The organism is Paenibacillus turicensis (genome assembly GCF_050461185.1).
Lineage (GTDB): Bacteria > Bacillota > Bacilli > Paenibacillales > Paenibacillaceae > Fontibacillus > Fontibacillus turicensis_A.
Map to the genome: position 1 here is coordinate 318,828 of NZ_JBCMOR010000001.1, position 26,114 is coordinate 344,941.

General features: G+C 37.7%; 24 protein-coding genes. 12 read left to right on the forward strand and 12 right to left on the reverse strand.

Annotation, left to right across the window (positions count from 1 at the left end; translation table 11 throughout):
* Window positions 1-19 precede the first annotated feature (19 nt).
* The 4 genes from ABE099_RS01350 to ABE099_RS01365 all read right to left on the reverse strand — a co-directional run bounded on the left by ABE099_RS01350 (window position 20) and on the right by ABE099_RS01365 (window position 3,149).
* Complete coding sequence (locus tag ABE099_RS01350) at window positions 20-739, reverse strand: cytochrome c biogenesis CcdA family protein (protein ID WP_430026779.1); 720 nt, start codon at window positions 737-739, stop codon at window positions 20-22.
* A gap of 32 nt (window positions 740-771) precedes the next feature.
* Window positions 772-1,812 (reverse strand): HAMP domain-containing sensor histidine kinase, encoded by a 1,041-nt coding sequence (locus tag ABE099_RS01355; RefSeq protein WP_430026780.1) that lies wholly within the window; start codon window positions 1,810-1,812, stop codon window positions 772-774.
* Entirely contained in the window at window positions 1,809-2,516 is a 708-nt protein-coding gene (locus ABE099_RS01360) for a response regulator transcription factor (RefSeq protein ID WP_430026781.1), read from the reverse strand. The genes ABE099_RS01355 and ABE099_RS01360 overlap by 4 nt, the downstream gene beginning before the upstream one ends.
* Window positions 2,517-2,597: 81 nt before the next feature.
* Window positions 2,598-3,149 carry a stalk domain-containing protein gene (locus ABE099_RS01365; RefSeq protein ID WP_430026782.1) on the reverse strand — a complete coding sequence of 184 codons (552 nt, stop codon included), beginning with the start codon at window positions 3,147-3,149 and terminating at the stop codon, window positions 2,598-2,600.
* Between the two features lie 240 nt (window positions 3,150-3,389).
* Here ABE099_RS01365 and ABE099_RS01370 point away from each other — a divergent pair, with 240 nt between their 5' ends.
* Window positions 3,390-4,598 (forward strand): benzoate/H(+) symporter BenE family transporter, encoded by a 1,209-nt coding sequence (locus ABE099_RS01370; protein WP_430026783.1) that lies wholly within the window; start codon window positions 3,390-3,392, stop codon window positions 4,596-4,598.
* A 28-nt stretch (window positions 4,599-4,626) separates the two neighbouring features.
* On the opposite strand, the gene ABE099_RS01375 is transcribed toward ABE099_RS01370, so the two are convergent.
* Both ABE099_RS01375 and ABE099_RS01380 read right to left on the reverse strand, forming a co-directional pair.
* Complete coding sequence (locus ABE099_RS01375; RefSeq protein WP_430026784.1) at window positions 4,627-5,175, reverse strand: GNAT family N-acetyltransferase; 549 nt, start codon at window positions 5,173-5,175, stop codon at window positions 4,627-4,629.
* Between the two features lie 133 nt (window positions 5,176-5,308).
* Complete coding sequence (locus ABE099_RS01380) at window positions 5,309-6,007, reverse strand: TVP38/TMEM64 family protein (RefSeq protein ID WP_430026785.1); 699 nt, start codon at window positions 6,005-6,007, stop codon at window positions 5,309-5,311.
* A gap of 115 nt (window positions 6,008-6,122) precedes the next feature.
* Here ABE099_RS01380 and ABE099_RS01385 point away from each other — a divergent pair, with 115 nt between their 5' ends.
* Complete coding sequence (locus ABE099_RS01385) at window positions 6,123-6,854, forward strand: response regulator transcription factor (RefSeq protein WP_430026786.1); 732 nt, start codon at window positions 6,123-6,125, stop codon at window positions 6,852-6,854.
* Window positions 6,847-8,175, forward strand: coding sequence for a HAMP domain-containing sensor histidine kinase (locus tag ABE099_RS01390; protein WP_430026787.1), 1,329 nt, complete (start codon window positions 6,847-6,849; stop codon window positions 8,173-8,175). The genes ABE099_RS01385 and ABE099_RS01390 overlap by 8 nt, the downstream gene beginning before the upstream one ends.
* 192 nt (window positions 8,176-8,367) lie before the next feature.
* On the opposite strand, the gene ABE099_RS01395 is transcribed toward ABE099_RS01390, so the two are convergent.
* A complete protein-coding gene (locus ABE099_RS01395) occupies window positions 8,368-9,201 on the reverse strand; it encodes a MerR family transcriptional regulator (RefSeq protein ID WP_430026788.1) in 834 nt (277 codons plus the stop codon).
* Between the two features lie 151 nt (window positions 9,202-9,352).
* On the opposite strand from ABE099_RS01395, the gene ABE099_RS01400 reads away from it, so the two are divergent.
* Together ABE099_RS01400 and ABE099_RS01405 are read left to right on the forward strand one after the other, a co-directional pair.
* A complete protein-coding gene (locus tag ABE099_RS01400; RefSeq protein WP_430026789.1) occupies window positions 9,353-11,092 on the forward strand; it encodes an ABC transporter ATP-binding protein in 1,740 nt (579 codons plus the stop codon).
* Entirely contained in the window at window positions 11,082-12,947 is a 1,866-nt protein-coding gene (locus ABE099_RS01405; RefSeq protein ID WP_430026790.1) for an ABC transporter ATP-binding protein, read from the forward strand. The genes ABE099_RS01400 and ABE099_RS01405 overlap by 11 nt, the downstream gene beginning before the upstream one ends.
* Before the next feature lie 86 nt (window positions 12,948-13,033).
* Here ABE099_RS01405 and ABE099_RS01410 read toward each other — a convergent pair whose 3' ends face one another.
* Both ABE099_RS01410 and ABE099_RS01415 read right to left on the reverse strand, forming a co-directional pair.
* The gene (locus tag ABE099_RS01410; RefSeq protein WP_430026791.1) at window positions 13,034-15,619 is read right to left on the reverse strand and encodes a glycosyl hydrolase; all 2,586 of its coding nucleotides are present in this window, start codon (window positions 15,617-15,619) and stop codon (window positions 13,034-13,036) included.
* A gap of 286 nt (window positions 15,620-15,905) precedes the next feature.
* Window positions 15,906-16,403 (reverse strand): metallophosphoesterase family protein, encoded by a 498-nt coding sequence (locus ABE099_RS01415; protein ID WP_430026792.1) that lies wholly within the window; start codon window positions 16,401-16,403, stop codon window positions 15,906-15,908.
* Window positions 16,404-16,504: 101 nt separating this feature from the next.
* On the opposite strand from ABE099_RS01415, the gene ABE099_RS01420 reads away from it, so the two are divergent.
* Complete coding sequence (locus ABE099_RS01420) at window positions 16,505-16,903, forward strand: hypothetical protein (protein WP_430026793.1); 399 nt, start codon at window positions 16,505-16,507, stop codon at window positions 16,901-16,903.
* A gap of 1,276 nt (window positions 16,904-18,179) precedes the next feature.
* On the opposite strand, the gene ABE099_RS01425 is transcribed toward ABE099_RS01420, so the two are convergent.
* The gene (locus tag ABE099_RS01425; protein ID WP_430026794.1) at window positions 18,180-18,428 is read right to left on the reverse strand and encodes a helix-turn-helix domain-containing protein; all 249 of its coding nucleotides are present in this window, start codon (window positions 18,426-18,428) and stop codon (window positions 18,180-18,182) included.
* Window positions 18,429-18,573: 145 nt separating this feature from the next.
* Between ABE099_RS01425 and ABE099_RS01430 the strand changes: the two genes are divergently transcribed.
* The 3 genes from ABE099_RS01430 to ABE099_RS01440 all read left to right on the forward strand — a co-directional run bounded on the left by ABE099_RS01430 (window position 18,574) and on the right by ABE099_RS01440 (window position 19,731).
* Window positions 18,574-18,753, forward strand: a complete 180-nt coding sequence (locus ABE099_RS01430; RefSeq protein WP_430026795.1) for an aspartyl-phosphate phosphatase Spo0E family protein — start codon at window positions 18,574-18,576, stop codon at window positions 18,751-18,753.
* A gap of 27 nt (window positions 18,754-18,780) precedes the next feature.
* On the forward strand, window positions 18,781-19,062 hold the full coding sequence (locus tag ABE099_RS01435; protein ID WP_430026796.1) for a hypothetical protein: 282 nt from the start codon (window positions 18,781-18,783) through the stop codon (window positions 19,060-19,062).
* A 180-nt stretch (window positions 19,063-19,242) separates the two neighbouring features.
* Window positions 19,243-19,731 carry an NUDIX hydrolase gene (locus ABE099_RS01440; RefSeq protein ID WP_430026797.1) on the forward strand — a complete coding sequence of 163 codons (489 nt, stop codon included), beginning with the start codon at window positions 19,243-19,245 and terminating at the stop codon, window positions 19,729-19,731.
* A 198-nt stretch (window positions 19,732-19,929) separates the two neighbouring features.
* Here the strand turns inward: ABE099_RS01440 and ABE099_RS01445 are convergent, their stop codons facing one another.
* Complete coding sequence (locus tag ABE099_RS01445) at window positions 19,930-20,742, reverse strand: formate/nitrite transporter family protein (RefSeq protein WP_430026798.1); 813 nt, start codon at window positions 20,740-20,742, stop codon at window positions 19,930-19,932.
* 273 nt (window positions 20,743-21,015) lie between these two features.
* Between ABE099_RS01445 and ABE099_RS01450 the strand changes: the two genes are divergently transcribed.
* Window positions 21,016-22,068, forward strand: a complete 1,053-nt coding sequence (locus ABE099_RS01450) for an ankyrin repeat domain-containing protein (RefSeq protein WP_430026799.1) — start codon at window positions 21,016-21,018, stop codon at window positions 22,066-22,068.
* Window positions 22,069-22,162: 94 nt separating this feature from the next.
* Here the strand turns inward: ABE099_RS01450 and ABE099_RS01455 are convergent, their stop codons facing one another.
* A complete protein-coding gene (locus ABE099_RS01455) occupies window positions 22,163-22,564 on the reverse strand; it encodes a DUF7668 domain-containing protein (RefSeq protein WP_430026800.1) in 402 nt (133 codons plus the stop codon).
* 711 nt (window positions 22,565-23,275) lie between these two features.
* Here ABE099_RS01455 and ABE099_RS01460 point away from each other — a divergent pair.
* The gene (locus ABE099_RS01460) at window positions 23,276-24,727 is read left to right on the forward strand and encodes an S-layer homology domain-containing protein (RefSeq protein ID WP_430026801.1); all 1,452 of its coding nucleotides are present in this window, start codon (window positions 23,276-23,278) and stop codon (window positions 24,725-24,727) included.
* Window positions 24,728-24,763: 36 nt separating this feature from the next.
* On the forward strand, window positions 24,764-26,114 hold a 1,351-nt coding region (locus ABE099_RS01465; protein WP_430026802.1), incomplete at its 3' end, for a DUF5704 domain-containing protein.

Consider the following 26,114-nt stretch of genomic DNA (forward strand, 5'->3'; position numbering starts at 1 on the left):
CCCCTAATTTTTTCCATCATTATTGAAACCAGCTTACAATCATATTAAGCCGATCGGTCATCAGCAAGACGCCCATCACAATAAGCATAAGGCCTGAGCCTACTTTGATTACACCCATGTATTTATACAAACGACGCACCCGTTTAATAAAAAATTGTGAAAATAGTGACATGATCAAAAAAGGAATTGCTAAACCCAACGTATAAAGGAGCATCAGTAATCCTCCATAAGTAGGGGAGCCCTCCCCCGCGGCAATACCAAGTACAGCGGCTAATATAGGTCCGATACATGGCGTCCATCCAAAACTAAATGTCAAGCCGAGCAGGAATGCGCCAACATAACTTCCTTTGTTAGCATGGTTACTAGATAGCTTACGTTCTCGCTCTAACCAAGGAAACTTAATCCATCCTGTTTGGTAAATCCCAAATAAGATAACGATAGCTCCGCAAAATGCAATAAACTTGGAGCTTGAGATCAAATTTCCAAGTACACCAGAACCAAAGCCAAGTATAATAAATACGACGGACAATCCAAGCACAAACAACAAGGTTCTTACAAAAAATCCAGCTCGAATCGTAACCGAGTCATGATTTATATTGCTACCCTCATTAACGATATTTCCCGACAAATAGGATACATACACTGGTAGTAACGGCAAAATGCAAGGGGAGAAAAAAGAAAGTACCCCTGCTCCAAACACACCAAACAGAAATACAAAATCAATAGTCAAATCAATCACCACCTAACTAAATGCTTAGTCAACGCTAAGGATCAGCGACTGAAATAAATCGGAAGTGTGAACCAGAAGCAACTGCCGTTTCCTATAGTGCTGTTCACCCCAATTTCACCACCATGCAGCTCAACAATAGACTCTGCAATGGCAAGACCAAGTCCTGCGCCACCATTATTTTTGCTACGTGCTTTATCAATTCGATAAAAACGTTCAAATATACGTGAGGTTTCTGTTTCTTCGATGCCTTCTCCTTCATCTTTAACTGAAATTAATAAAAATTTACCCTTCTCTGTAGCGGATAAAACGATTTTCCCTTCAACTGGAGAGTACTGAATTGCATTTTGTAGTAAATTAGATAATACTCGCTTAATTTGTGCAGGCATCATCAGTGCAGCAGGTAATTTATGTGGTAAATCAATTTCAACATCAAGCTTTTTCTCAGCGAGATGGAAAGAGAAGCCTTCCAGCGTACTGAGTAACAACTCATCTGCATGATATGGAATAGGCTCGAACACATCGCCTTTTGCTTCTAAACTCGATAATTCAAATAAGTCCTGAATAAGTCCTGCTAATCGCTTTGTTTCTAATCGAATCGTTTTGAGGTAACGCTCAAAGGTATCCTTGTCTTTAATTACATCATCCTCTAAAGCTTCTACAAAGGATTGGATGGAGGCTAGCGGTGTCCGCAAATCGTGGGAGACGTTTGCAATTAACTCCCGTCTTGCAGATTCAGAGTGATGTAAATTGTTGAAGCTTTCCTCTAATTTTGTGCTCATCGTGTTAAATTGTGCTGCGAGAAGCTTAAACTCTTGGGGGCCGATTAAGGGGACTTTGGTATCGAAGTCCCCTTCGGCAATTTGGATTGTTTGCTCTGTAATTTGCTGTATCGATTTCTCTAAAGGCTTTGTCATCAAATATTGAAGGATGAAAGAGAGGACACCCACCCCAACGGTTACACTAGACAACCAATACAATTGCTCAATAGAAAGAAACATTTTATTATAGCTAACAAATAAACAAATTAATAAGACACCAATCCCTGACAGGCTCGATAATAATAAGTAAGTACGTAGCTTCATGAGTTACCATCACCTGCAAACTTATAGCCTATACCCCAGACTGTTTTAATATACTTTGGCTCAGAAGGAGTGGGTTCAATCTTTTCCCGTAATCTCCGAATATGCACAGTCACTGTCGTTGTATCTCCCTCATAGCTAAAATCCCATATTTTACTCAATATCTGTGTTCTAGAAAACACTTGGCCTGGATGACTTGCTAGTAGATATAGCATTTCAAACTCTGTGACAGTTAATTCGATTTCATATCCATTTATCTCTACTTTGCGCTTCCCAACGTCGATAGTAAGTCCTTCATATTTAATGGTATGTTCAGATGCCGTAGTTGGCGAGGAATTTACATAGCGCATTCGGCGTAAGATTGCCTGTACACGTAACACGAGTTCCCTAGGACTAAAGGGTTTGGTCAAGTAATCATCTGCACCCATCGTCAGTCCCATCAGACGATCCTGCTCTTCACCACGGGCGGTCAACATTACAATCGGGATATCTTCAGTTTGCCGAATCTCACTACAAACCTCCCAACCACTTTTACCCGGCATCATCAGGTCTAATACGATCAAGCTTGGACTTTGACTGTGCCATAACTCGATGGCTTCTAAGCCGTCTTTAGCAGTAATAACTAAATAACCTTCTCGTTCCAAATACCTGCGACAAACATCCGTAATATTTGCATCGTCATCAGCGACTAATATTGTTTCATTCACACTGAATCACCCCATAATTGAGAAAAATAAATTTGACTTCATCATACCATGGGCTGATGCTGCTGCGCAGTTTGTTTACTTCTATTTCATTGAAGCTGTAGGCTTCATATATTGATTAACCAATTTTATAGTTACATAAGTGCTACCCTTAGAAATCGTAGGGGCAGTATCTAATTTGATTTGCTTCCCATTTATGACTACCTTTTTTGACCCGATCCAAAGTTTAATATTTTGGCCCGTCGGCTTCATGTCATCCTTCATCATCTTATCGTCTTTCTTGTCCATGTCATCCTTCATCATCATGTCGTCTTTCTTGTCCATATCATCCTTCATCATCATGTCGCCTTTCTTGCCCATATCGTCCTTCATCATCGTATCGTCTTTCATACTCATGTTGTCATCTTTCATCATTCCATCCATCTTACCTTTGTAAACTAAAGTGACGGATCTTTCTTTACTGTTCCACTGTACGCTATAGCCATACATTTCTGATGTCTGTCTTAAATTAAGTAGCTCCATGCCGTTCTTTTTCATCGTTTTCATTCCTGCGGCACTGGTTAATCCAGAAAATGTAAGTGAAAGGATTAATACCGCTGTCATCAATAATGTTTTACTAGTTTTTCTTTTCATCATTTTATTCAGCCTCCAATATTGGTTTTCTTTCATGGTTAGATTAAATAACAGAGCTTACGATTGTCTAAGCTAAGTCTTACAATTTTATTACGATATTTTTGGATTGATCATTTTTATGTACTTTGGATAGATATAAACAGTCCAAATGTTGATATACTAGCAAGAGTTTTTCATTCACTTACAAAATGAATATTGAAGGAATGAAAAAAAAGAGAGAGAGGAAGAGGAGGTAGGAGAACGATGAGAAAACATACATCTCCTTTACTACGTGGGCGTGATTTAATATCACCCACGATTGCGGCTTTAATATCGGTGATTGTTAATTATGGAGGAACCTTTATTCTTGTATTTCAGGCGGCAAAAGTTGCGGGTTTAAGTCCTGAAATGACTACATCATGGATTTGGTCGATTTCCATTGGGGTCGGTATAACTGGGATATGGCTAAGCTATCGATATCGGGAACCAATTATTACGGCGTGGTCTACACCAGGTGTTGCATTTCTAGTGTCAGCGTTGGCTGTCACCCCTTATCCAGAAGCTATTGGCGCTTACATGATTTCCGCAGTAGGATTCATTATTTTAGGTTTAACGGGGATGTTTGAACGTTTTGTTCAGCTTATACCTTCTGGGATTGCTTCAGGATTACTAGCTGGAATTTTGTTGCAGTTTGGTATTTCTGCATTTGAAGGTGCAAAGATAGATCCGATCCTTGTCGTTATATTGTTTGCTTCTTATATTTTATTAAGGAGATTTACGTCCCGCTATGCGATTGTAGGTATTTTAGTCATCGGAATGATTTATTTAATGAGTACAGGTAAGGCAGATTTCAGTGCCATTACTTTAACCATTGCATCACCCGTGTTTGTCGTTCCACAGTTTTCGTTACATGCTATATTAGGAGTTGCACTGCCATTATTTATTATTACATTAACTGGGCAATACATGCCGGGTATGCTTGTCTTGCGGAATGACGGTTTCAAAACGAGTGCAAATCCAATTTTAATTGCAACAGGCCTGGGTTCTCTAATTACAGCACCTTTTGGTTCACACGCATTTAATGTAGCTGCGATTACAGCGGCGATTTGTACAGGGAAGGATGCACATGAGGATGCATCAAAACGCTATATTGCAGGAATTGCTTGCGGAGTTTTTTATATTACTGTGGGCATTTTTGGTGTAACGTTAGCTGCTTTATTTCTAATTCTTCCTGCTACATTTATTGCAACATTAGCAGGACTCGCTCTAATTGGTACGATTGGTGGGAGCCTTGCTAATGCTTTGATAGAACCAAAGGGTCGTGAGACCGCATTAATTACGTTTTTAGCAACAGCAGCAAATGTGACCTTGCTTGGTGTTGGTGGTGCATTTTGGGGACTTGTTGCAGGGTTGTTAGCGCATCTACTGATTAATGGCAAATCTCCATCCTTTAGTAGGTTTTTAAGAAGGTAAATCGTGATGAAGTTGTAAAATCAATAATTTATTGAAGGTTTGAAGTGAGCTCAAGCCATTCCCTCTTTAAGATGGCATATTGAAATGTATTTTCATATTTTGGTGTGCCATCTTCATTTTTAGTAAATGAAATATATTCAATAAAGCAACCTTCCTTACGCATGCCTAACTTTTCGAGCAGCTTTTGTGACCGTAAGTTATCATCCTCAACATAGGCATACACTCTTCTTGCGTCTTTCTCCATAAAGAGATACCTTAAAAGTGCTTGAGCACTTTCAGTTGCATATCCTTTTCCTTCGTATTTCTCATTAAAATGCCATCCAACACTATAAGTATCAGGATCCTCCTTCATCAAAAATAACTCGCCAATAAGTTGATTACTTTCCTTTAAAGCAACTGCGATATAAGTGTCATCCCAACTTCTTTTTTTAACCTTCAGCAATGCTTCCTCAAAGGATGAATTTTTATCAATTAAGAAGCAGTTTACTCTAGGGTTTTCCGTATATTCTAACAATCCTTGTGCATCTTCTGTAGCAAAGTTTCTTAATATTAAACGATTTGTTTCAAATTTAAGCATAGGTGATATTCTCCTTTACTAGGTCGTGTCTGAACAGTCATTCAAGGTCATCTGTTAACGCCTTTTCGCCCCTACTTCGTTACTTTTCCTTGACTTACCCCGGTAAGCCTGCGTAAAAGTGCCTTGTATAGATCTATTTTCCCGTCTCATTTTCTGTTTTTGAAAAAATTTGGACTAACTTATCCTTATAAATATAACCGAAGATGAAAGCGACCACAGAGATGACAGAAATAATGATCGCTGATCCGTATTGTTCTAAATGAATCGTGGAGCCAACGGCAACTGAGCCGATAATCCATGGTAAACGTGCGACAAGCAGAATGATGAAGAAACGCAAGGAACCTATCGACGTTAAAGCAGCCACGTATACGAGAAAGTCCTTTGGTAACCCAGGAATAACGAAAAAGATAAATAAAAACACGGAAAATTTCTTTTCGTCGTTTATGAGTGCCATCCACTTGTAATCTTTCTTTTGTAGTAACTTTTCAATGTAAGAGCGACCAATAAAACGAGTAAAATAAAATGCCATCGCTGAACCTAACACCATACCTATCGTATTATATAACGTCCCAAGACCAATACCATAAATGTAACCCCCTGCAATTTGGACGACTTCTCCTGGAATAGGTGCAATTACAATCTGAAGAACTTGAAAGAGAATAAACATAATCGGTCCCCAGCTTCCTGTAGAACGAATATATTCTCTAAAATTATCCATGGAGGATAGTATTTTTAAAATTTCAGGCGAATAATAAATAAATATGACGATTGAAACTGCTGTTAATATCAGCAAAACTATTTTAAAAATATTATTTTTTGATAAATGTCGCATCGCACTGCTCCTTACATGACGGTGATTATATTTTAAGTATAAGTTGATTTCATTAAGAGTTATCTACATTAATTCTGAAGAATTCTTAAGTTTATTGTATAGACTGGTGGACATCATGACCAAACATTATACTGGACATGAACGGAGGGATCGTATGGGCAAGCAAATTTTAATTGCTGATGATAATAGTGAAATTAGAGAAATCGTTAAAATATTATTAGAAAGTGAAAACTATATCGTCATTGAGGCAGTGGATGGTCAAGATGCGATAGATAAAGTTAATGAAGAAATTGATCTTATCATTTTAGATATTATGATGCCTAATAAATCTGGTCTAAAGGCATGTGTAGAAATTCGTGAAAAAACGAGCGCACCTATTTTATTTTTAACAGCTAAAACACAAGATTCAGATAAACAACTCGCTTTTTCGTCTGGTAGTGATGATTTTTTGTCTAAGCCTTTTTCCTATACCGAACTTGTCGCTAGAGTCAAAGCATTGTTACGTAGATATTATGTTTATCGTGGAAAAGAGAAGGTAGAGGAATTTGATAAAATTATTATTAAGGATCTCATTGTGGAGCAAGATGCGAAAACGGTAACTGTAGGTGGAAAGGAAATTGCACTCACAGAGATTGAATTTAACATATTGCTCTTATTAGCTAAAAAAAGAAGAAAGGTATTTTCAGCAGAAAATATTTATGAAAGTGTGTGGGGACAACCTTATTTTTATACCTGCAATAATACCGTCATGGTGCATATTCGAAATTTAAGAGGAAAGTTGGAGGATGACCCGCAAAACCCTAAATATGTAAAAACGGTTTGGGGGAAGGGGTATAAAATTGAATAAGTTACTCATCGGAAAAAAGCTGAAAATAAAATTAGTGTTTGCTTTATTGTTTTCCCTACTTGTTTTTATCGTATCATTTTTTGTTTTAGAAGCAGTTGGAGAAAGTATAATTAATAATTATTTGAGTAAATCCACCTTTGTTGAAAAAAGACAACAAGATGCAATAGACCGCTTTAACACCTTTGTTAAAAATGAGCAAATTTCAACCAAAGATCATGAGCGATTATCGGCATGGATCAATAAGGAGAGATATTTAAATTTATATCTTTTTGCAGATAAAAAGCTAGTTTATTCATCAAACAACACAGAGCCTGCGCCTGCCATGAATGAACAGCTTCTAACGCAAATCATCCCATCAAAAATCCCAATTATGACAATAACGTTTGCGGATCAGGATGCAGAGGTTTATTTGGTTGGTTATTATGAATATCAGTATTCCAACCTCATCCTTCTTTTTTGCCTCTCTATGGCAGGTATTTTATTTGTCGTTTCATTTCTGTTTCTCATTAACAAAAAAACATCCTATATCGGTGTGCTGGAGCGCGAGATCAAAATACTGGAGGGTGGCAATTTAGATTATTCCATTACCGTTTTAGGCAATGATGAGTTATCTTCGTTAGCTCAAAGTGTAGATGAGATGCGGCAATCGTTTAGGGAACGACTGGGTAGTGAAGAGAATATAAGGCAAGCCAATCGAGAATTAATTACGACGATTTCCCATGATTTGCGTACGCCGCTTACTATTTTGTTAGGTTACATGGACATTATTCAGCTTAATAAATATAAGACACAGGAGGACCTAGTACAATATATCCATAATAGTAGAGAAAAGGCGTATCAGATTAAAGCACTAACGGATAAGCTGTTCGAATACTTTACCGTTGCTTCTAACTCTGAGGAAGAGGAAATCGAGTTTGAAACGTATGAGGCATGTGCATTGATGGATCAACTCATCGAGGAGCAGCTATTTGTATTAAGTAATATGGATTTTAAATTTGAGATGGATACAAAACCTGAGGAAGGTTGGCTTGAAGTCAATCTGGTTTCTATTCGTCGTGTGTTTGACAACATATTTTCCAACATTCAAAAATATGCAAATCCGTCACAGCCTATAAAAATTAGCTATTACATGGAACAGTCAATGTTCCACCTACTTGTGCAAAATGCCGTTAAACAGGTGGATAAGAAAAATGATAGTAACGAAATTGGCTTGGTTAGCTGTCAAAAAATGATACAGCAGCTTAATGGAACGCTAAGTGTTGTTAATAATGAGGAATTATTCACATTACACATCACACTACCTATTATGATGAAAAAATAAATGTGAAAAAATAAAAGGGCTCAATCTTGAAACCAGTACTTGACGTTAACCCAAACTAGCGAGGAGACAGAGAGATTCTGAAGGTTGTCTCTAAAATCAAATTCCACCAGCAATTATTCAATAAAAAGGAAGTTGATTTTAACAACAATCGTAAGAACTCTCTGTATCGTAGCTACCAGGCTCCAGTCGGTGTCAAGTGTTTTTATCATTTACTGGGTCTTCGATATGCACCATCACTTTGACCAAATATTCATTTGGATTTTGGATCGAGATCTCATCCAGCAAATATTCCTCGTAAGCATCCCCAATGATGACGTAATTATTTTTTTCAATATGATCAAAAATTTGCGGAAAAATTTTATCTGTATCTCCATAGTCTGCTCTGCTATAGGAAACTAAATAATATCCCTTTGGCATATATGCTTGCTTGTGAAAATGGGTCTCCATATAGCAATACGTATAGGAAATCTTATCCCCGTCTTTCTTAAGTAAGCTCTCCTGCGGAATAATAACTCCATTTGGATATCCAATCGGTGCGTTTTCTTTATGGAGACGGAATTGAAAATCCTTCCATAGCTCTTCTGGAAATTGTTGTTTGTTCGTGTCCATACGGATGCTCAAAAGTATAGGTGTTTTGTTTTGCCAAATAATATTCATCTCATTAATATTGACCTTCAGCGAATGCTCAATGTTCCCAGCGCGCTTACTGATCATTTGCTGCGCTCGTTCTAGCTTTGCAATTTGCAATTGGATCAGTTTCTCTTGTTTATGTAAAAGTTCAAGTGTACTGGCGGGTGTGCGTTTGCCTAAATGAGCTTGAATCTCATCCAACGACATGCCAAGCTCCTTAAAAATAGAAATGACACCAATGGTATCTAGTTGGCTGCGGTGGTAGTAACGGTAGCCATTGTCTGCTACCCATGCAGGCTTAAATAACCCAATTTGATCATAGTAAATGAGTGTTTTGCGTGGTATTTCTACCATTTTAGAAAATGCACTTATGGATAATAGGTCATTCTGATGCATGACTGAAGTTAACCTCCTAAAAGAAAAAAATAAAATTGACTGTATAGTTACTATACAGTTTATAATACCATTTATCCATAACAGATGTGATATAGGCAGCAGTAGATAAAAAGTGTTGACTATCGTGTGGACTATTAAAAGGAGAGAGAAAATGATGCTTAAAAAATTGCTGCAAAGTTTGAGAGAATATAAGAAGGATACATGGCTGACCCCTTTATTTTTACTTGGTGAGGTTGCAATGGAGGTTATTATACCCTTACTGATGGCAGACCTAATCGACCAAGGGATTACAGGTGGAAATATGAATATGATCGTTAAATACGGTTTGATTCTTGTTTTATTTGCACTGGTATCACTTTTATTTGGTGCCCTTGCGGGAAAATATTCGGCAATTGCCATGTCGGGCTTTGGGAAAAACCTACGTTATGATCTGTTTCGTCATGTCCAGCAATTATCCTTTTCCAATATGGACAAATTTTCAACGTCGGGTATTGTGACACGCTTAACAACAGATATTTCGCATGTGCAAAATGCTTTTCTAATGATTATCCGCATTGCATTTCGTAGTCCTGTGATGATGATTTTTGCAACGATCATGACTTACCGAATTAGCCCTACAATTGCGGGCTGGTTTCTAGTTGTCATTCCAATTCTAGCGATTGGTATTTTGTTGATTATGAAATATTCCTTCCCTGTCTTCGAACGTGCCTTTGATGGTTATGATGATTTAAATAAAGTGGTACAGGAAAACGTACGGGGAATTCGCGTAGTGAAATCCTATGTACGAGAAGAGCATGAAATTTCAAAATTTAAAGCTGTATCTCAAAAAATATTTACACTCATGTCAAAAGCAGAACGCATCTTGTCTTATGAATTGCCTTTAATGAATGTCATCCTTTACGGTGTGATGCTCTTAATTTCTTGGATTGGCGCAAAGCTAGTTGTAGGTGGAACAATGACAACGGGTGAGCTTACGAGTGTGTTCGCCTACTCCATGCAAATTTTGATGAGCTTGATGACACTCGGGATCGTCGTTATTTTTATTGCGATTGCCCGAGCTTCTGCGGGACGGATTAATGATTTATTAAAGGAGCAACCTGAGATTACAAGTCCTGCTTCACCAGTAACACAGCTTACAACAGGGGATGTACAATTTCGTAACGTGTCCTTTCGCTATTCAAGTAAAGCAGACAAATATGCGTTATCCAATATTAATATTAACATTAAGTCTGGTCAAACGATCGGGATTATTGGAGGCGCAGGTAGTGCAAAATCTACACTGGTGCAGTTAATCCCACGTCTCTATGATGCAAGCGAAGGAGAAGTGCTTGTTAGCGGTATTAATGTGAAGAACTATGATCTTGGTGTGCTCCGAAGTCAAGTTGCGATGGTGTTGCAAAAAAATATTTTGTTTGAGGGCTCGATTAAGGAAAACCTTCGTTGGGGCAACGAGTTGGCTACAGATGAAGAATTGATTGAAGCATGTAAGGCTGCTCAAGCACACGATTTTATTTCGACTTTTTCGAATGGGTATGATACACATTTAGCACAAGGAGGAAGCAATGTTTCTGGAGGTCAGAAGCAACGGCTTTGTATTGCAAGAGCATTACTAAAACGACCAAAAATTCTTATTTTAGATGATTCCACTAGTGCTGTTGATACGCGAACAGATGCGATGATTCGTAAAGTATTCAAGGAAAGTATTCCTGATACGACAAAAATCATTATTGCACAGCGACTCGCTTCCGTAGAGGACGCAGATCAAATTATTTTATTAGATGAAGGGAAAATGGTTGATATCGGTACACATGAGGAGCTACTGGGCAGAAATGAAATTTACCAAGAGGCTTATTATACACAAATAAAAGGAGGTGAGGAGCATGTCGAGTAACAAGAAGCTGGAGAATACAAAAGCTGAAACTATGGAAGCAGAGAACATAAGCTATATGAAGACGATGAAGCGACTCTTATCCTATTTTAAATTTTATAAATTTAAGTCTTGTCTCGTGCTAGTGTTTGTATTAATCAGTGGCGCAGTCTCCGTCGCCTCCGCAACCTTTTTAAGGCTGCTTATTGATGACTTCATTGTGCCATTACTTGGGGATCAAAATCCAATGTTTAATGCTTTGTTCCAAGCGTTAACGATCCTTGCCTTGATTTATGCGGCGGGTGTAATAAGTACGTTTGCGGCTAAAAGGCTCATGATTACAATTTCCCAACAGATTATGAAAAAAATTCGTGATCATTTGTTTGCGCATATGCAAAAGCTCCCTATTAAGTACTTTGACCGCAAGGCACATGGCGATATTATGAGCCATTATACAAATGATGTGGATACACTTAACATGATGTTAACGGACGGACTCCCCCAACTGCTATCCACCTTTATTACTGTTCTAGTGGTGCTTGGCACAATGCTATATTTAGATATCCCATTAACGATCGTTGTATTATTAGGTGCAGGACTTATGTTATGGGTTACCAAAAAATTTGGCACAAAAGCAACCGAACACTTTTTCAAGCAGCAGGAATCGATTGGTGTCGTAGATGGTTATATTGAGGAAATGATCCATGGTCAAAAGGTGGTTCAAGTATTTAGCCGAGAAAATAAAACGATTGAACAATTTGCAAAATTAAATGATGAATTGTTTGAAAGCTCTGCTACAGCCAATAAATATTCCAACATCTTGATGCCAGTCAATGCTAATATTGCGACCTTAATTTATGTGCTTGTGGCGATTGTTGGGGGCGCGCTCTCGATCTCTGGCTGGGATAAAGGATTGACGTTAGGAAGCATTGCAGCCTTTCTAAGCTTATCTCGAAACTTCACGATGCCGATTGCCGAAATATCCTCACAGGTAAATATGTTTGTGGTGGCATTAGCAGGGGCACAGCGTATTTTTAATATGATGGATGAAAATCCTGAAGAGGATGAGGGGCGTGTCACACTTCAAAAAGAAGAAAATGGTCGTGGGTGGTCATGGAAGCTGGAAGATGGCTCTCTCGTGCCTTTAATGGGAAAAGTGGAGCTAAAGCAAGTGTCCTTTTCTTATGATGGAAAGAAGCAAGTGCTTCATGACATTACGTTATATGCTAAGTCTGGACAAAAGCTTGCTTTTGTAGGGGCTACTGGGGCTGGTAAAACCACCGTCGCTAATCTACTGAATCGCTTTTATGATATTACCGAAGGTGAAATTATTTATGATGGAATCAATATTAAGGCTATTAAAAAGGCGGATTTGCGCCGTTCATTAGGAATTGTTTTGCAGGATACGCATCTCTTTTCTGGAACGGTGGCAGATAATATTCGGTATGGCCGTCTCGATGCCAGTGACGAGGAAGTGAAGGAAGCGGCGAAGTTATCTTATGCTGCGAGCTTTATTGAACGTTTGCCAGAGGGGTATCAGACGAAATTAGACGGAAGTGGAAACGGACTTTCCCAAGGACAAAGTCAATTGCTGGCGATTGCTAGAGCGGCGATTGCAAATCCGCCAGTCATGATTTTGGATGAAGCCACCTCTTCCATTGATACTCGAACAGAAGCGTTAGTTCAATTAGGAATGGATAATTTGATGGAGGGAAGGACAGTATTTGTCATCGCCCATCGTCTATCTACGGTTAGAAATTCTAATGCCATTATGGTGATGGAGCATGGACAGATTAAGGAACGGGGCGATCATACGCAGTTGATTAGTGAAAAAGGAATATATTATCAGCTTTATACAGGCGCTTTTGAGTGGGAGTAAAATCGCTAGATAAACATAGAAAAGGGAGAGCCAACATAATGTGGTTCTCCCTTTTTGCCTATTGTTGCGCGTAACCTTACTTTAGTTTATGGCTCCAAGCCGGAAATTAATTGACCATTAAGATATCCAGTTACTTTGTCGTAACTCGCAAATTGATTGCCTGTTGCTTTAAATGAGTAATCGTTGGTTTGATCGTAAGCAGACCAGTTTGCCTTAGAGAATCTGCTATGAACTTCTGCACTTTGTCCAGGCTGGAGTACCCCAGCGGCGCTCGTAAAGCCAACTTCTACATAATAATCTGCCCCTGTTACCGGCGTTTCCAATTTAACAAATGTGCTAGTTACATTTTCATTACCAATCGTAGCCCAATCTGTCCAGAAGTTTTGTGCTTGCTCTCCGTCAATCGTGTAATAATAACGAAGCTTGACATCCTTAAGCTGAATTGGCTCATCTCCCGTATTCACTAGCTTAAATTTAGGTGAGATTCCAGAGGTAGAGCTACCAGTATCCCCATTATAAAATTGTACATCTAATTCTCCACTCGGAATTGGAATGTTACTGTCAGTCACAGTGATGGTCAAGATTGCAGGTGTTCCGCCATTAAATTGGAACGTAATGTTATGCTCCCCAACAGGCAATGAGGCAACATAATCCTTACTTAATGTAACAGAACTCTCATTAGCTACATAGTCTTGGCCTGCTACTAGCGGTAAAGTTCCATTCGTAAGGTTAATTAATTCATGTCCGTTTAGAGAGAGGCTAATGACAACATCCTGTGGATCGGTTGCCCCTTTGTCAAAGGTGACCTTTTGTGGTGAGATTGTTGCGCTTGGTGAACTATCTGTCACCTTAACTTTAAGCGCAGGATCATTACCTTGGTTAAAGTCAAAAATAATGGAATGCTCACCAACAGAAAGTCCATTCAAAAACTCTTTTTTGAGTAACACTGTGTTTTGGTCCACAGTATAATCTGTATTTTCGGTTAATGCTTGGTTGCCAAGCTTGAGTCCATTCAAGGTATTGCCGTTAAAGTTGATCGTGACGACTTGATCCTCTGGATTGGTCGCATATTTATCAAATTCAATGCTTTTTGGTGAAATGGTTGCACTTGTTTGAGGGTTTTCAGCATTTAAGTCAGGTAACTCATCTAATGTAATGACATAGTCGCTTTGATACAGTTCTTTTAAAGTAGCTTTAAAGTTATAAGCTTCATCCATCAGGAATTCACCATACCAAGGGCAGAAGTATAACCAAGCTGCTTTTTCATCCAGCAAGTTTTGTAGGCTTGGAACGGTATCGTTTTCCGTCATTGCTACCATTTTAGTTCCTTTAGTCAAATCAACAAGCTGATAAAAAATCGAGCTAATCGCATCTTCATTTGGCACACCCGATAAGCCATCATCTCTGTTGTAGATCGTATTATATTTATCAAAGCCTACAATATCCACTTTATCATCACCAGGGTACCATGCAGGAGAGGTGCTATACACATAACTGTTATAGGTCCAAATTAAGTTGTGCAAGCCATAGGTTTCGGTTAGCTCCTTATAAAGCATATTCCACAAATCCTTGTACACCTCAGCACCACCTGATGCCCACCAGAACCATGCACCTTCACCATTTAATCCACCGTTGCCTTCTGCTTCATGATAAGGACGGAAGATAACAGGGACGTTGTTTTCCTGCAAAATTTGCAGCTGCTCTGCGAGGTCGCTGATCGTCATTTGCACATATTGATATTCCTTTGTGCCTGGGATCACAGCATTTTTCGTATTAAAGTTTGTTTCTGTAGGCTTATAAGTGGCTTCCTTCCAGTCTACAGGGTCCCCAAGCTTATAGGTTGTAAAGTTCCTTGGTACATTAATATGCCAAGAAGCCGTTGCAATCCCACCGCGGTTTTTAACCCAATCGATCATACGCTCTGTTGTGCCATCATCCCACCCATAAAGCGGGTTATAGTTCATAAGATCAAAGCCACGGATTGCAGGATACTTGCCACTTAAATTATAAATCCAGTCAAATTCAAGCTCATAATTACCATCATTTCCGCTACCGTATATTTCCTGCTGTCCCGAAAGCATATTTTTACCATACACTTCTGTTAAGTAGTCCATCAGTCGTTGTGTTGCAGGTGTTGCTTGCTTGTCAGATAAAATAGGCTCTACGTTGAGCGGATCAAGATTTGCGACATCGACTGTAAAGTTATCAAAGTACGCAAAGCCCCAGCCCGCTTTGACTTGAATGGTGTTTATTCCTTTATTGAGCTTATGGTAGCCAAAATTAAAGTTAGTCCATGATGTAGTGTAGGGGAGCATGTAAGAGCCTTTTGATTTGCCGTTAATATTTAAATATTGGAGTCGGCCTTCCTTGCTTAACTCTTGCATAAAGGAAGTGGAGATCGTATACATCCCTGTTTCAGGCACAGTGACATCAAACGTGATCGTACCTGAGCTTTGCATCCACACAAACCCAGTTCCAGTAAAGCCAGGCTTAGGTACTCCATAAATATCTGTGGTGACTTTAAGGTCTGGAGTAAGCTGAGCGTCTTCTGCTTCTAGCTTAAATAAGGGGGTGTCTGCATGCGCGGAAGGGGGTGAACTAAAGCCAACAACGCCAAATACAAGAGTCACTGCTAACATCATTGCACTTGCTTTCTTGAACCAATTCTTCATCGTCAAAACTCCTTTTCATTAAAATATGAAAATAGTTTCACTTTTGTTGATTCATGGAAGCGATTCCAATCTAAACATAGCATAAAGACCAATTTTTGTAAATATAGTAAATTAGTAATGGTTTTAAGGAAAGAAGCATGGAATTTAACAAGAGTAATCTAAAGAAAGTGTATGATATTCCATGCTATTTCAATAGGAGGGCAATGCACTACGGTAGGAGGATAGGAACCTCCTAATAGTTAAGTTGGAGGCGACTATAAATGTCACATTTTATATATAAACTAAGTTAACTGAAAAAAATGTGTTGGGCGTTGATACCAGTCTCAGTAATATCAAGTAGCCCAAATGAATATTTTTTCTCACGGCGCTTATCCGTTGGTGAACCTGGGTTAAACAATAGAATACCATTTTCATTCCGCATCAAGGGTTGATGTGAATGACCAAATAAAATTATATCTACTTTTTCTCCTTCAAAGGCGAGTAATGCATTTCCATCGGTTCCTTTACGAGAATAAGGGGTATGTCCGTGGATTAATCCAACCCGCTTTCCCTCCAAGGTTAACAACTTTTTTTCGCCAAACCGTTCAATGATTTCATACCCATCATTATTACCCGCAATTCCATCTACAGGGGCTAACTGAGCTAATTGATCATATACGTCCATCACGACCCAATCTCCCAAATGTAAAATTAGATCAACCTTACTAAATTCCTCAATCAGCTGCTGAGGTAGTTTTTTGCCTGCACGAAATATATGTGTATCTGAAACGACGCCAATTCTCATAATTATCATCTCCTGTATGTTAAAATTAAAATCTCAAGTTATGTTGCTATTATACCCATATTGAGCAGTAAAGTTAAAATATACATGAGAGGAGAACCTAAATGAGAACTTTTAAGAAAACAGTAATGCTTATCGTTATTTTAGTTATTATTTTAATCACTGTAGTTGGTTTTTCTCTGTATCATGCTCCTGTTACCGTCGTGAAAAACTATATTCATCAGGGTTATGATGCTAATCCAAAATTAATAAATGATGAAATTGTCAAAAATTTTCTACTTTATAACAAGCAAAATAACTTACCGGAGCCAACGATTGATGTTAAAACGGTAAATCGTACTATGAAAACTGCTCAAATCTTAGCTAATTTCGAAATTTTTACTTATGATTCAGATCATAATCCTACAAATATATATTCAGGGAGTCTTTTATTTTCACTAGTCTACTCTAATTGGAGTTGGGAGATTGATTCGATAGAGGTTATGAAAGAGATGGGGAAGTGAGAATATTAAATTGATTAGTGAGGAATACAGGCTATTTTTTCTGTAGGGTCAACGTCCATTCCTACCGTTGGGAAAGGTAAGTCTAAGTGTTACTATATTCCAGAATCATGAAGTGTTTAAGTTTATTGTTCAACTTAGATTCTTATATGAGTCTAAGAATATTGTTCGTATAAAGTCAGGATCTGGTTTATGTACTCAAGAAATTAAATGAATTAAAGAAGTTATAATTAACAAGTAAAAAGCAAGGATAGGTGGTATGCCTCTCCTTGCTCTTTGACTATGATCGACAATGTTCAGATACTATTGAACCACTGCGAATATGAGCTGGGATCCAGTAACCGTGTCTAAAGTGTCCTCTGACCCAATGTGCAGTACGTATGTGTGTACACACATGCGTACTTTTCGGGAAAGAACAGTAAAGTTTACTCATTTTTACCTCTCCTTACTTCAGCTGATTAGCCTAGTAAGGAAACAAATAGTATATTATTTTCAGTGTATGTAGTACATTTTTTTAGCTAGGATCCAAATTATTTTACATAATTTAACATTGCATTTTGCTATCTATTTTTGATAAGATGTGATCATTAGCATAATAAATAGTAATACACTTTATTATTAAATGTTGGCGCATTTAATAATATCCTAAAGAAAATAAGTCTATTCTGTAACCCCACTAAGCCTACTGATCTCGCAACAATTTCAGTATAGGTTATTTTGTTGTGGGTGTCAAGAGAAAAACACAACATATTGTGTTTTTTTTTCTTGAAATTGAGTTTACCCACCATATGTGGTATATAACTCGAAGAACCTTAATTAAAATCTATATTCTGCATGGATGAAGTTAAATGCTTGTCAAGTAGCCATAACTACTACAAATATACTAATGAAACATTACAGAAATTAAAAGAATACCGATCCAGTTTTCTTTCAATAATTGACCCAGAGAAGCTACATGATGAAATAGATACAGGACTTCCCCAAGGAGCATAGACTATTTAATATTTAAAATATACTTCAAAATACTATTATAATCCCAACAAAAAAGGACTTCATTAAAGTCCTTTTTTTGTTGGGATTATAATAGGGAAGTGTATCCAGATCTCTGTTAGCTTACTTTTCAGTAAGTACATTGGGGAATTTCTGCCTCCTCTAATGATTCTTAAATATACTATAGGTAAAAATTTATTAAGTAATTTATCTATGAGGAACTATTGTTTTACGTGTGGAATATAATGAAGAATTTTGAGCATTACTGGAGATATAGAAAAAGGAGAATTTATACTTTTTCTCCCAGCAAAGTATTCACTGAAATATCAAGTGCCTTCGCAATAATGACAACCTCATAATCTTGGACAAGTCGATCTTGTCCCTCTAATCTAGACAGACTCGTTGGACTAATATCCAGACCAAGTGTCTGCAAACGAGCCAAAAATTCTTTTTGTTTCATTCCTTGAGCTTTCCGAATTTTAGTTACACGCTTACCTATAATATTTTTGTTGCCAATTGGCTCTTTTCTATGTCTCATAAGTAGCACCCCACAATTTTACCCAAATTGTAAGTGATCTTTTAGTTGTTTTAATGCGAATATCGGATTAAAATGAAATAAACCGATATTCGCATTAAATTAAAATCACTTAGATATCTATGTGCTAAAAAAGTGAGGGATATTCATGTCTGATCTGCTTAGCGATTTGGAGAAGGAACGAAGCAAGTTGAATGAGCTTGGTAAAAGATCATTTGAGCAAAATATTCCACTATGCCATAACAAAGAGCTTCAAGCACAAAGTCAGCGTGTAGATGAATTACTTTTGAAGCTTTATAAAAGAAAAAATGCAAGCAGGAGAACATAGATTAAAGGTGTAGGAAGGGGACAAGCAATGCAATTGCCGTTATGGCTAAGTCAAGCAATACTAAACAGGTTAGATGAAGTCACGGCCACAATTGAGAATGAGTCCAAATTACGAGAGATACGGCGGGAAGAGCGTAGAATGTTTTATGACATGTTTGAAAATAAAAATATTGTACAAACCCCTGAATTCAGAGCATGGGAAGATCAGCATCATTATAGGCAGTCGTTAATTCAAGAACAGCTCTACAAGCAGGGCATGGAGGATGGCATACAGCTTTCCTATTCTTTATTGAAGAATATAATAGAATAGTAAGTTTAAATATTATTTTAATATTATTAGGCTCATTCTTAACACAATCGCAAGAACGCTCTGGATCGTAGCTACCACCCTCTATTTGCTGTCAAGTACCGATTTATTAATAGAGCCTATTATTATATTGTAATTAATTCAATGTTTTTGTTTTCTATATATAAAGGAGGACAAGACGTAATGACAGATATCCTTTTTAAGACAGAAGATTATATTTTTAGCTACAGAGTTGCGGGTATTCTGATTCATAATGGGAAAATACTACTGCAAAGACCTATTAATGATTCGGGGTACTCCTTTCCTGGCGGACATGTCAGCTTTGGTGAAACTAATGAGCAAACTCTTATACGAGAATTTTTGGAAGAGATAAATGCGAATATTACTGTGAACGGATTGAGATGGGTAGGTGAGAACTTTTTTTCTTGGGGAGGCAAGCCCTGTCACCAAATTTGTTTATTTTTCGATGTTTCTCTTAAAGATGAATCAAAAATACCACTGGATCATAGTTTTTTTGCGATTGATGAATGGGGAAATGAGCAGGCTAAGCTGGAGTTTTCTTGGATCTCACTAGATCAAATTGCGGACATAGAACTCTATCCGTTGGATACAAAAGAATTGTTACAGGCTTACAGCTCTGAAATAAAGCATTTTGTGTACAAACAGCAATAGAAATAGGCAATAGCAGTAGACTAAATAGTCCGTGCTTTCTTTGTACCAAATACATGGATGTTTACAATTAAGCTAATAGTTTAAGTGAACGATATAACGGTTGGGAAAAAGAAGTTGGAACAAAAAGAAGCTAAGAGGTCGTCTTAGCTCCTTAACTTAGTATATTCAGCTTTAGTATATTAAACTTACACTTACAATTTATAAAGCACTTTTTTTCTCAACTAAGTTATCTGTCTTTTTACGAATCGGGGAAATAAACCAATAGGTCATACCTACAAACATAGATCCGCCCACGATATTACCTAATGTAACAGGAATCATATTGTGTAGCCAACCAGCAAATGTGATTGTTTCTGGATGTTTTGGCAACATCAGTGCCAAGCTCAATAAGGTCATGTTTGCAACACTATGCTCGTAACCACTCGCGATAAACGCATATAGGCACCACCAGATAAGAACAAGCTTAGCGATATCCTCTTTGGTACGATTGCTCATCCAGATTGCAAGGCAGACAAGCCAGTTACACAAAATTCCGCGGAAAAACAACTCCATAATCGGGGCACTCATCTTTTTAGCTGTAGCGGCATAAATGAGATGCTCTGCACCAGCGGCGCTAAACAATCCTGAGCCTACCACAAGGAGGGAAAGCACACATGCTCCAGCTAGATTGGCAAAAAATACGACGGTCCAATTCGTAAGCATATCGCCTACAGTCGTTTTTCGAGCTAATGTGCTTGCGGTAAAAAACATGTTGTTGCCTGTAAATAGCTCTGAGCCTGCAAAAATAACTAATGTGAGTGCTAGACCAAAGGACATTCCCATAACCATCGGTTGTAATGGTGATTTAACGGCAGCTAAAGGAGCCCCAACGCTAAAAATAAGAATGATACCAAGTCCTACATAAGCCCCTGCAAGCATCGCCAATACAAAATATCGGGAAAAACTCGCCTTCATCATCTCTTTTTTCTTTACTGCTGCATCCGTAATTGCTTCTAAATTTTGTGTAAACATGATATCCCCTCCGTAGTTGGACAGCTAAAAAACATTTTCTCTAATTGGTTCCCATGTGGTTCCTAAGTGCATAGCCTCAAAGCATTACTGTTTAACTATTGTGCATTTTTTCACAATCTAATTTATATTTCATAGTTTGCTTGATCTAAAAAAAATACGCTGTGCGTAGGATCACAAAAAATATAACAAAATTAAGACAATTAGACACTCGATATTAATATTAGTAAAATAAAAGAGCAAATTAAACTGAATATTTGTATGGAAGGAGCACCTATGGCTAAAAAGAGAAAAACATTACCCAAAGATTTCTCCGAGTTGCTAGAAACCGCTAATATAGAGACGTTAAAGGCAGTTTATGAAAAATGTGAGTTAGATGCCTATGATGGCTCTAATAAGGAGAGCGCACTATTTTTACGTCATATTCCAGATGAGCTTGTAAAGTGGCTTGTTGAACAAGGAGCAGATATCAACCATCGGGATACGTATGGCAAAACAGCACTTCATGCTAAGGTAGGACGTGGAGAAGATATTGCTTTGCTTGTTGAGCTTGGGGCAGATATTAATGCTACTAGCAGATGGGGGGATACCCCTCTACATATCGCTGCAGGTTACTTTAAGGCAGAACCAACTCAACAGCTCATTAACTTAGGTGCAGATATTACAATCAAAAATGGAATGAATTACACGCCACTAGAAAGTGCATTAGCACGCTGTTCTAATATCGATATTGTAAATATGGTTAAGGTTGCACAGGTATTTCTAGGCGCTAATACACCAATTACTAAGCCTATGCAGGAGTCAGTTATGGCAATCGGAGAACGTTTTGAATTCCATCGAGATCATTTTAATAAAGATTATTTACAAGAAACAGATGAAGCGCTAAATGAGTTGTATGAAATGTTTGGTGTAATCCCAGTTGGAAAAATTAATAAGCATGATGGAGTGTCGCCAATTGCAGTGCACAGTGAGACATGGCAGCAGCAACACCATGAATTGTGGGAATACCTTGTTCCGGGAAGTGGGCATGCAGATACGATTCAAGGAGAGATCATTCGAATTACGGGTCGAGTCTCCAATGAAATTATGAATAACGGTGGCATCAACTGGGACAAAGAGTATAAAAAGATGCTAAAAGCTTTGCTTAATTATTTAGAGATAGGGACACCTTTAAGCGGGCAGGATTTAGTATCAGCTGCTCAAGCAGTAGCAGAGCTACAATCTGGACAAGGTGACGATGAACCCGCTTTGTTATGCCATTTAGCGGTCAAATGGGTGCTTGCTAATCCACAGCCGTTAAAGATAGGTATGGTAGATTATCAACGTTAGCATTTAGCGAGTATAGAGTTCAGCAAGTTGCAGACGACAGTTATCCATTTACTTAAATGATAAGTGGGTACTTGCCGTCCTTTTTTTGATGTGTCTAAAGTACATGAATGTCCGTTAAATATACTAAATACCCCTCATTACCTTTTATAAAATCAAACATAATCGTAAAATCATTTAATTCACCATTACTTGTCAGATCATATTCAGCTCCGTACCCACTCCCATCATTATATTCGTACACATCAAACCGATGGTTGGAAGGAAGCGTAACCTCATTTGGATTGTCAATCGTTAAGTAAGGTTCATCCTCCATATTCAGCTGTAGAAAAAGTTCTAAATCCTGCTTGCTCCAAGCATTACTATAGTTAGAAGCATCGTCAAGCATCAGGTATGCCTCATTTAATTTTTTTACGGATAATTGTGCTAGAAAGTCCTGTATAAAGCTTAAAAATACCTTATCGTGTTCATGTTGCTCTTCATTATTGTAAGGAATCATTAGAAAGCCTCCTGATCTGATCTTTGTGTAACTTTCCTTGGATGATAACAGCTTTAAATGAAAAAAAACAATATCTCAATAACAGTTACTTTATATTATTTCAGATTGAGATAACAAATAAAAAGAAGAAGCTAACAATTTATTAATTTTTAAAGATGCACAGTTTTTACGTATGATCATGAAATGAATGAAGGGAATTGGGAATCAGATTAATTCCTTTTTATAGCATTGGCAATGGTAATTATTTTTGATTAAATTCAAAAGAATCTCCTGATTTTCCAGTTTGTTGATGAAGCACACCATACACATTGGATCTAACTAGTGTCATTAAAAATGGCAATTAGATACTACATAGGTGCTGGTGTTTTTTTTAATGTTTAGATATTCCTATATTTTTCATATTATCCTGAATGAAGGAGGTTAAAAGGGTTTTTTTGTCGAATAGGTCCAATAGATAGAATAGTCTATTTTAGTGGAACATTATGGTTGGATGAAGGGAATTTGTCCTAGGTAAAAGGAGTGAGGATAGGCAGTGGTAATAATAAAACTATAGTAGAAAGAACATCTCAGTATAGCAATATACATAGTTTTGGGAGCGAAAAGGAAAGAGATTTGATTTAAGCAATCTTAAAGTTATTTAATTTTTTCAAAAGATTTTAATCATTATTGTATTTTTAAATATTAAAAAAGGAACAGCAAAGGAGAATGGCAATGAATAAAAAGGCGATCAGTATTATTTTAGCGATGGCGTTGGTAGCTGCAAGTGGAGGGGCGCTTTGGGGTAATGGGAATGAAGTGAAAGCGCTAGATAGTGAGAAGGCCGGTACGTCAGTGATGTCAACAACAACGGTGGAGAATAATGGTACAGAAACTAAAACAGATATAGATACCTCGGTGGAGAAGAGCAGCAATAATGGAGAACTGACAGACAAGGATCGTACTAGTCGAGAGAAGAGTGGGGAAAAAGATAACGTAAATCAGGAAAGTAGTAGCCAAATGTCTGACGTAACGACTCAGCAAGTGACTTCCTTTTCAGATGTGAAGGATACACATTGGGCGAAAAAAAGCATTACAGCTGCGATTGAAAAAGGTTATGTAAGTGGCTACCCAGGTGGTGTATTTAAGCCTGAGCAAGCGATTAAACGAGATGAATTTATGAAGATGGTGGTTACGGCTATGAAGCTACCTGTTGAAACAGAGGGAGCATCTACATGGTATGAGCCTTTTGTAAAAGTAGCAAAAGAAAACAAGTTATATGTGAGTAGTGACTTTTCAGATAGTGATCTAGGTTGGAATAAAGTTATCACCCGTAAGGAAATGGCACGCATTGCTGTACGTGCAGGACTTGGAGAAGAAGCAAAAGAGGATAGTAAATGGATGTATTTAGCAACCAAAGCAGGCTTAGTTACAGGGCTTGGTAAAGGGGAGCTTGGCGAAACAAAGACAACCACCCGTGCGCAATCGGTAACGATTATCGAGCGTATTTTAGCTGTGAAAAATGGCGAGAAGTTGCCTGTAGATAAATATGCAGTAGGGAGTGCAGAGTTAGCCTGGCATGGGACAAATATATTTACGGTGATGCCTGAGATTATGGTGACGAAGGAAGAGGATTATAAGGGGAAGACGATTGAGGAAATGTGGCAGCAAGATAAAATGACAATGACGTCAAGAGATGGTCTATATAAAGGGGCTTTGGACGCTGTCATTGCCATCGATTTAGAAGATCAAAATGATCCTAATTTGAAGCTGTTGCCACCAGTGAATGAATTGAAATGGTTTAATAATTCGGGGATTATTGGAGGTGTACCTGAAGAAAAAAACTCAGTAAACAAATGGAAAAAAAGCTATGTGCTCTACTTTAAGACAAGTGAAATCTTTAATAAAAATAAAGAGAAGTACCATTCTGAATATAACGGACCTTCTTATGTCATGTATGGTGTTGATTCACCCGATTTGGATAAGTTTTTTTCAGGGACATTAAATAAAACTGCAAGACTTTGGTATAAAAAATATAATGATATACCAGCAATAATTATACCAAAAACAGGTTGGATTCAAAATCGCAAATTAAAAATTGATATTATGGCTCCAGCTAATGCAGGTTATTTGTACCAAGAAGCTACAGTGCTAGAGCTAGACGGTCCAAAGTATAAGAGAAATTAATTATAGTGTAGTGCCACCCGTTATAAGGAGGAAAGCATGGAAAGTAGATCATGGCTAAACATAGTACTAGTCTTTGCTTTATTGGTAACTTCTCTACCCATATGGAACTCCACCCTAGTAAAAGCAGTTGGAGCTAACCAAGAAGCTGTAGAAGTTGCTCATCCAGTAAAGAAAATAAAGGATTATGAGGTAAATGGCGATATTCGTAGGGAATATTTACCTGAAGAGAATAAATTTAGACTGGAAAACTATAAGGGACCTCTTTCTAAGATATACAAATATAAACCAGAAATAACATACAAAACAGACGCATATGACTCTATATTTACTCGATTTCCAAATTTAAAAGCAATAGTCAATGAAGATGCAGGTATAGGGAATAAAATTACAAAGATTGAGTTTCTTAAAGGTAATGAAGTGGTCCAAACACAGATAGTAAACTCTCAAACATTTAAAGCAAATGTACCCTTAAAGCCTGAAAAGGTTCCAGTCATATCAAAGGATAATAAATCTCCTTCGGGAGCATACATTGCATTTAAATTAGTTGGTAAAAAATGGGTGATGTGGTATACATCAAATTGGATGGAAGAAGATAAAAGTAAAAGAGTAACACCAACTAAAATGAATTCCGGTATTGATGCATATCCAGGGACTTATTTTACTCATTTGGCGAAATTTGTTCGACAAAAGTCTTATTATAATGAGCGGTATAAAGATGTGGGTAAGTTTTTTGAAGAGTGGATAGATGAGAATCCAACACTTTTAAACCAATTAAATGCAGGTGCTGCTACAGATAATCCTAAAAGAGTAGAGGTAGAGTACGAAAGAAATAATATACATTTTCCTTATTATGGAAATATTATGATAGATGGACAAACTTATCAAAATACCTGGGAAAAGGATTTAAAGGTTACATCACTTGGGCATGCTGAGATTTATTTCTCCCAGCATTATAAGTCAAAGGGTTATTATGAACCAGGGAAATACTTGATGGTATACAACTCATCCTATATGTACACCATCAGAGCCCAAAGTTATCGCTATCCTGATCGGATAAGGGTGTATACAACAAAAGGCAAAGGTGATACGCCAAAAGACCCCAAGTGCACAGAGGAACGCGGACAAGAAGTGAGTGGAAAAGATTTAGATCCCAATGTAAGTGCAGTGATTTTAGCAGACCAACGCGGATCAGAGCAATTTAACGTCCTTCAAGGCATCCCCACATCCGAATCCCTGTACGGCAATGTATTCGCTAAAAATTACTTATATCAGAATAAATTTGTACAGATGACAGGGAAATGTATCTTTGAGGTTACGGTCAATAAAACCTTTACGCTACAATGGCAGGAAACAACAACCGTCACCGATGCTAACGGGAATAGCATTG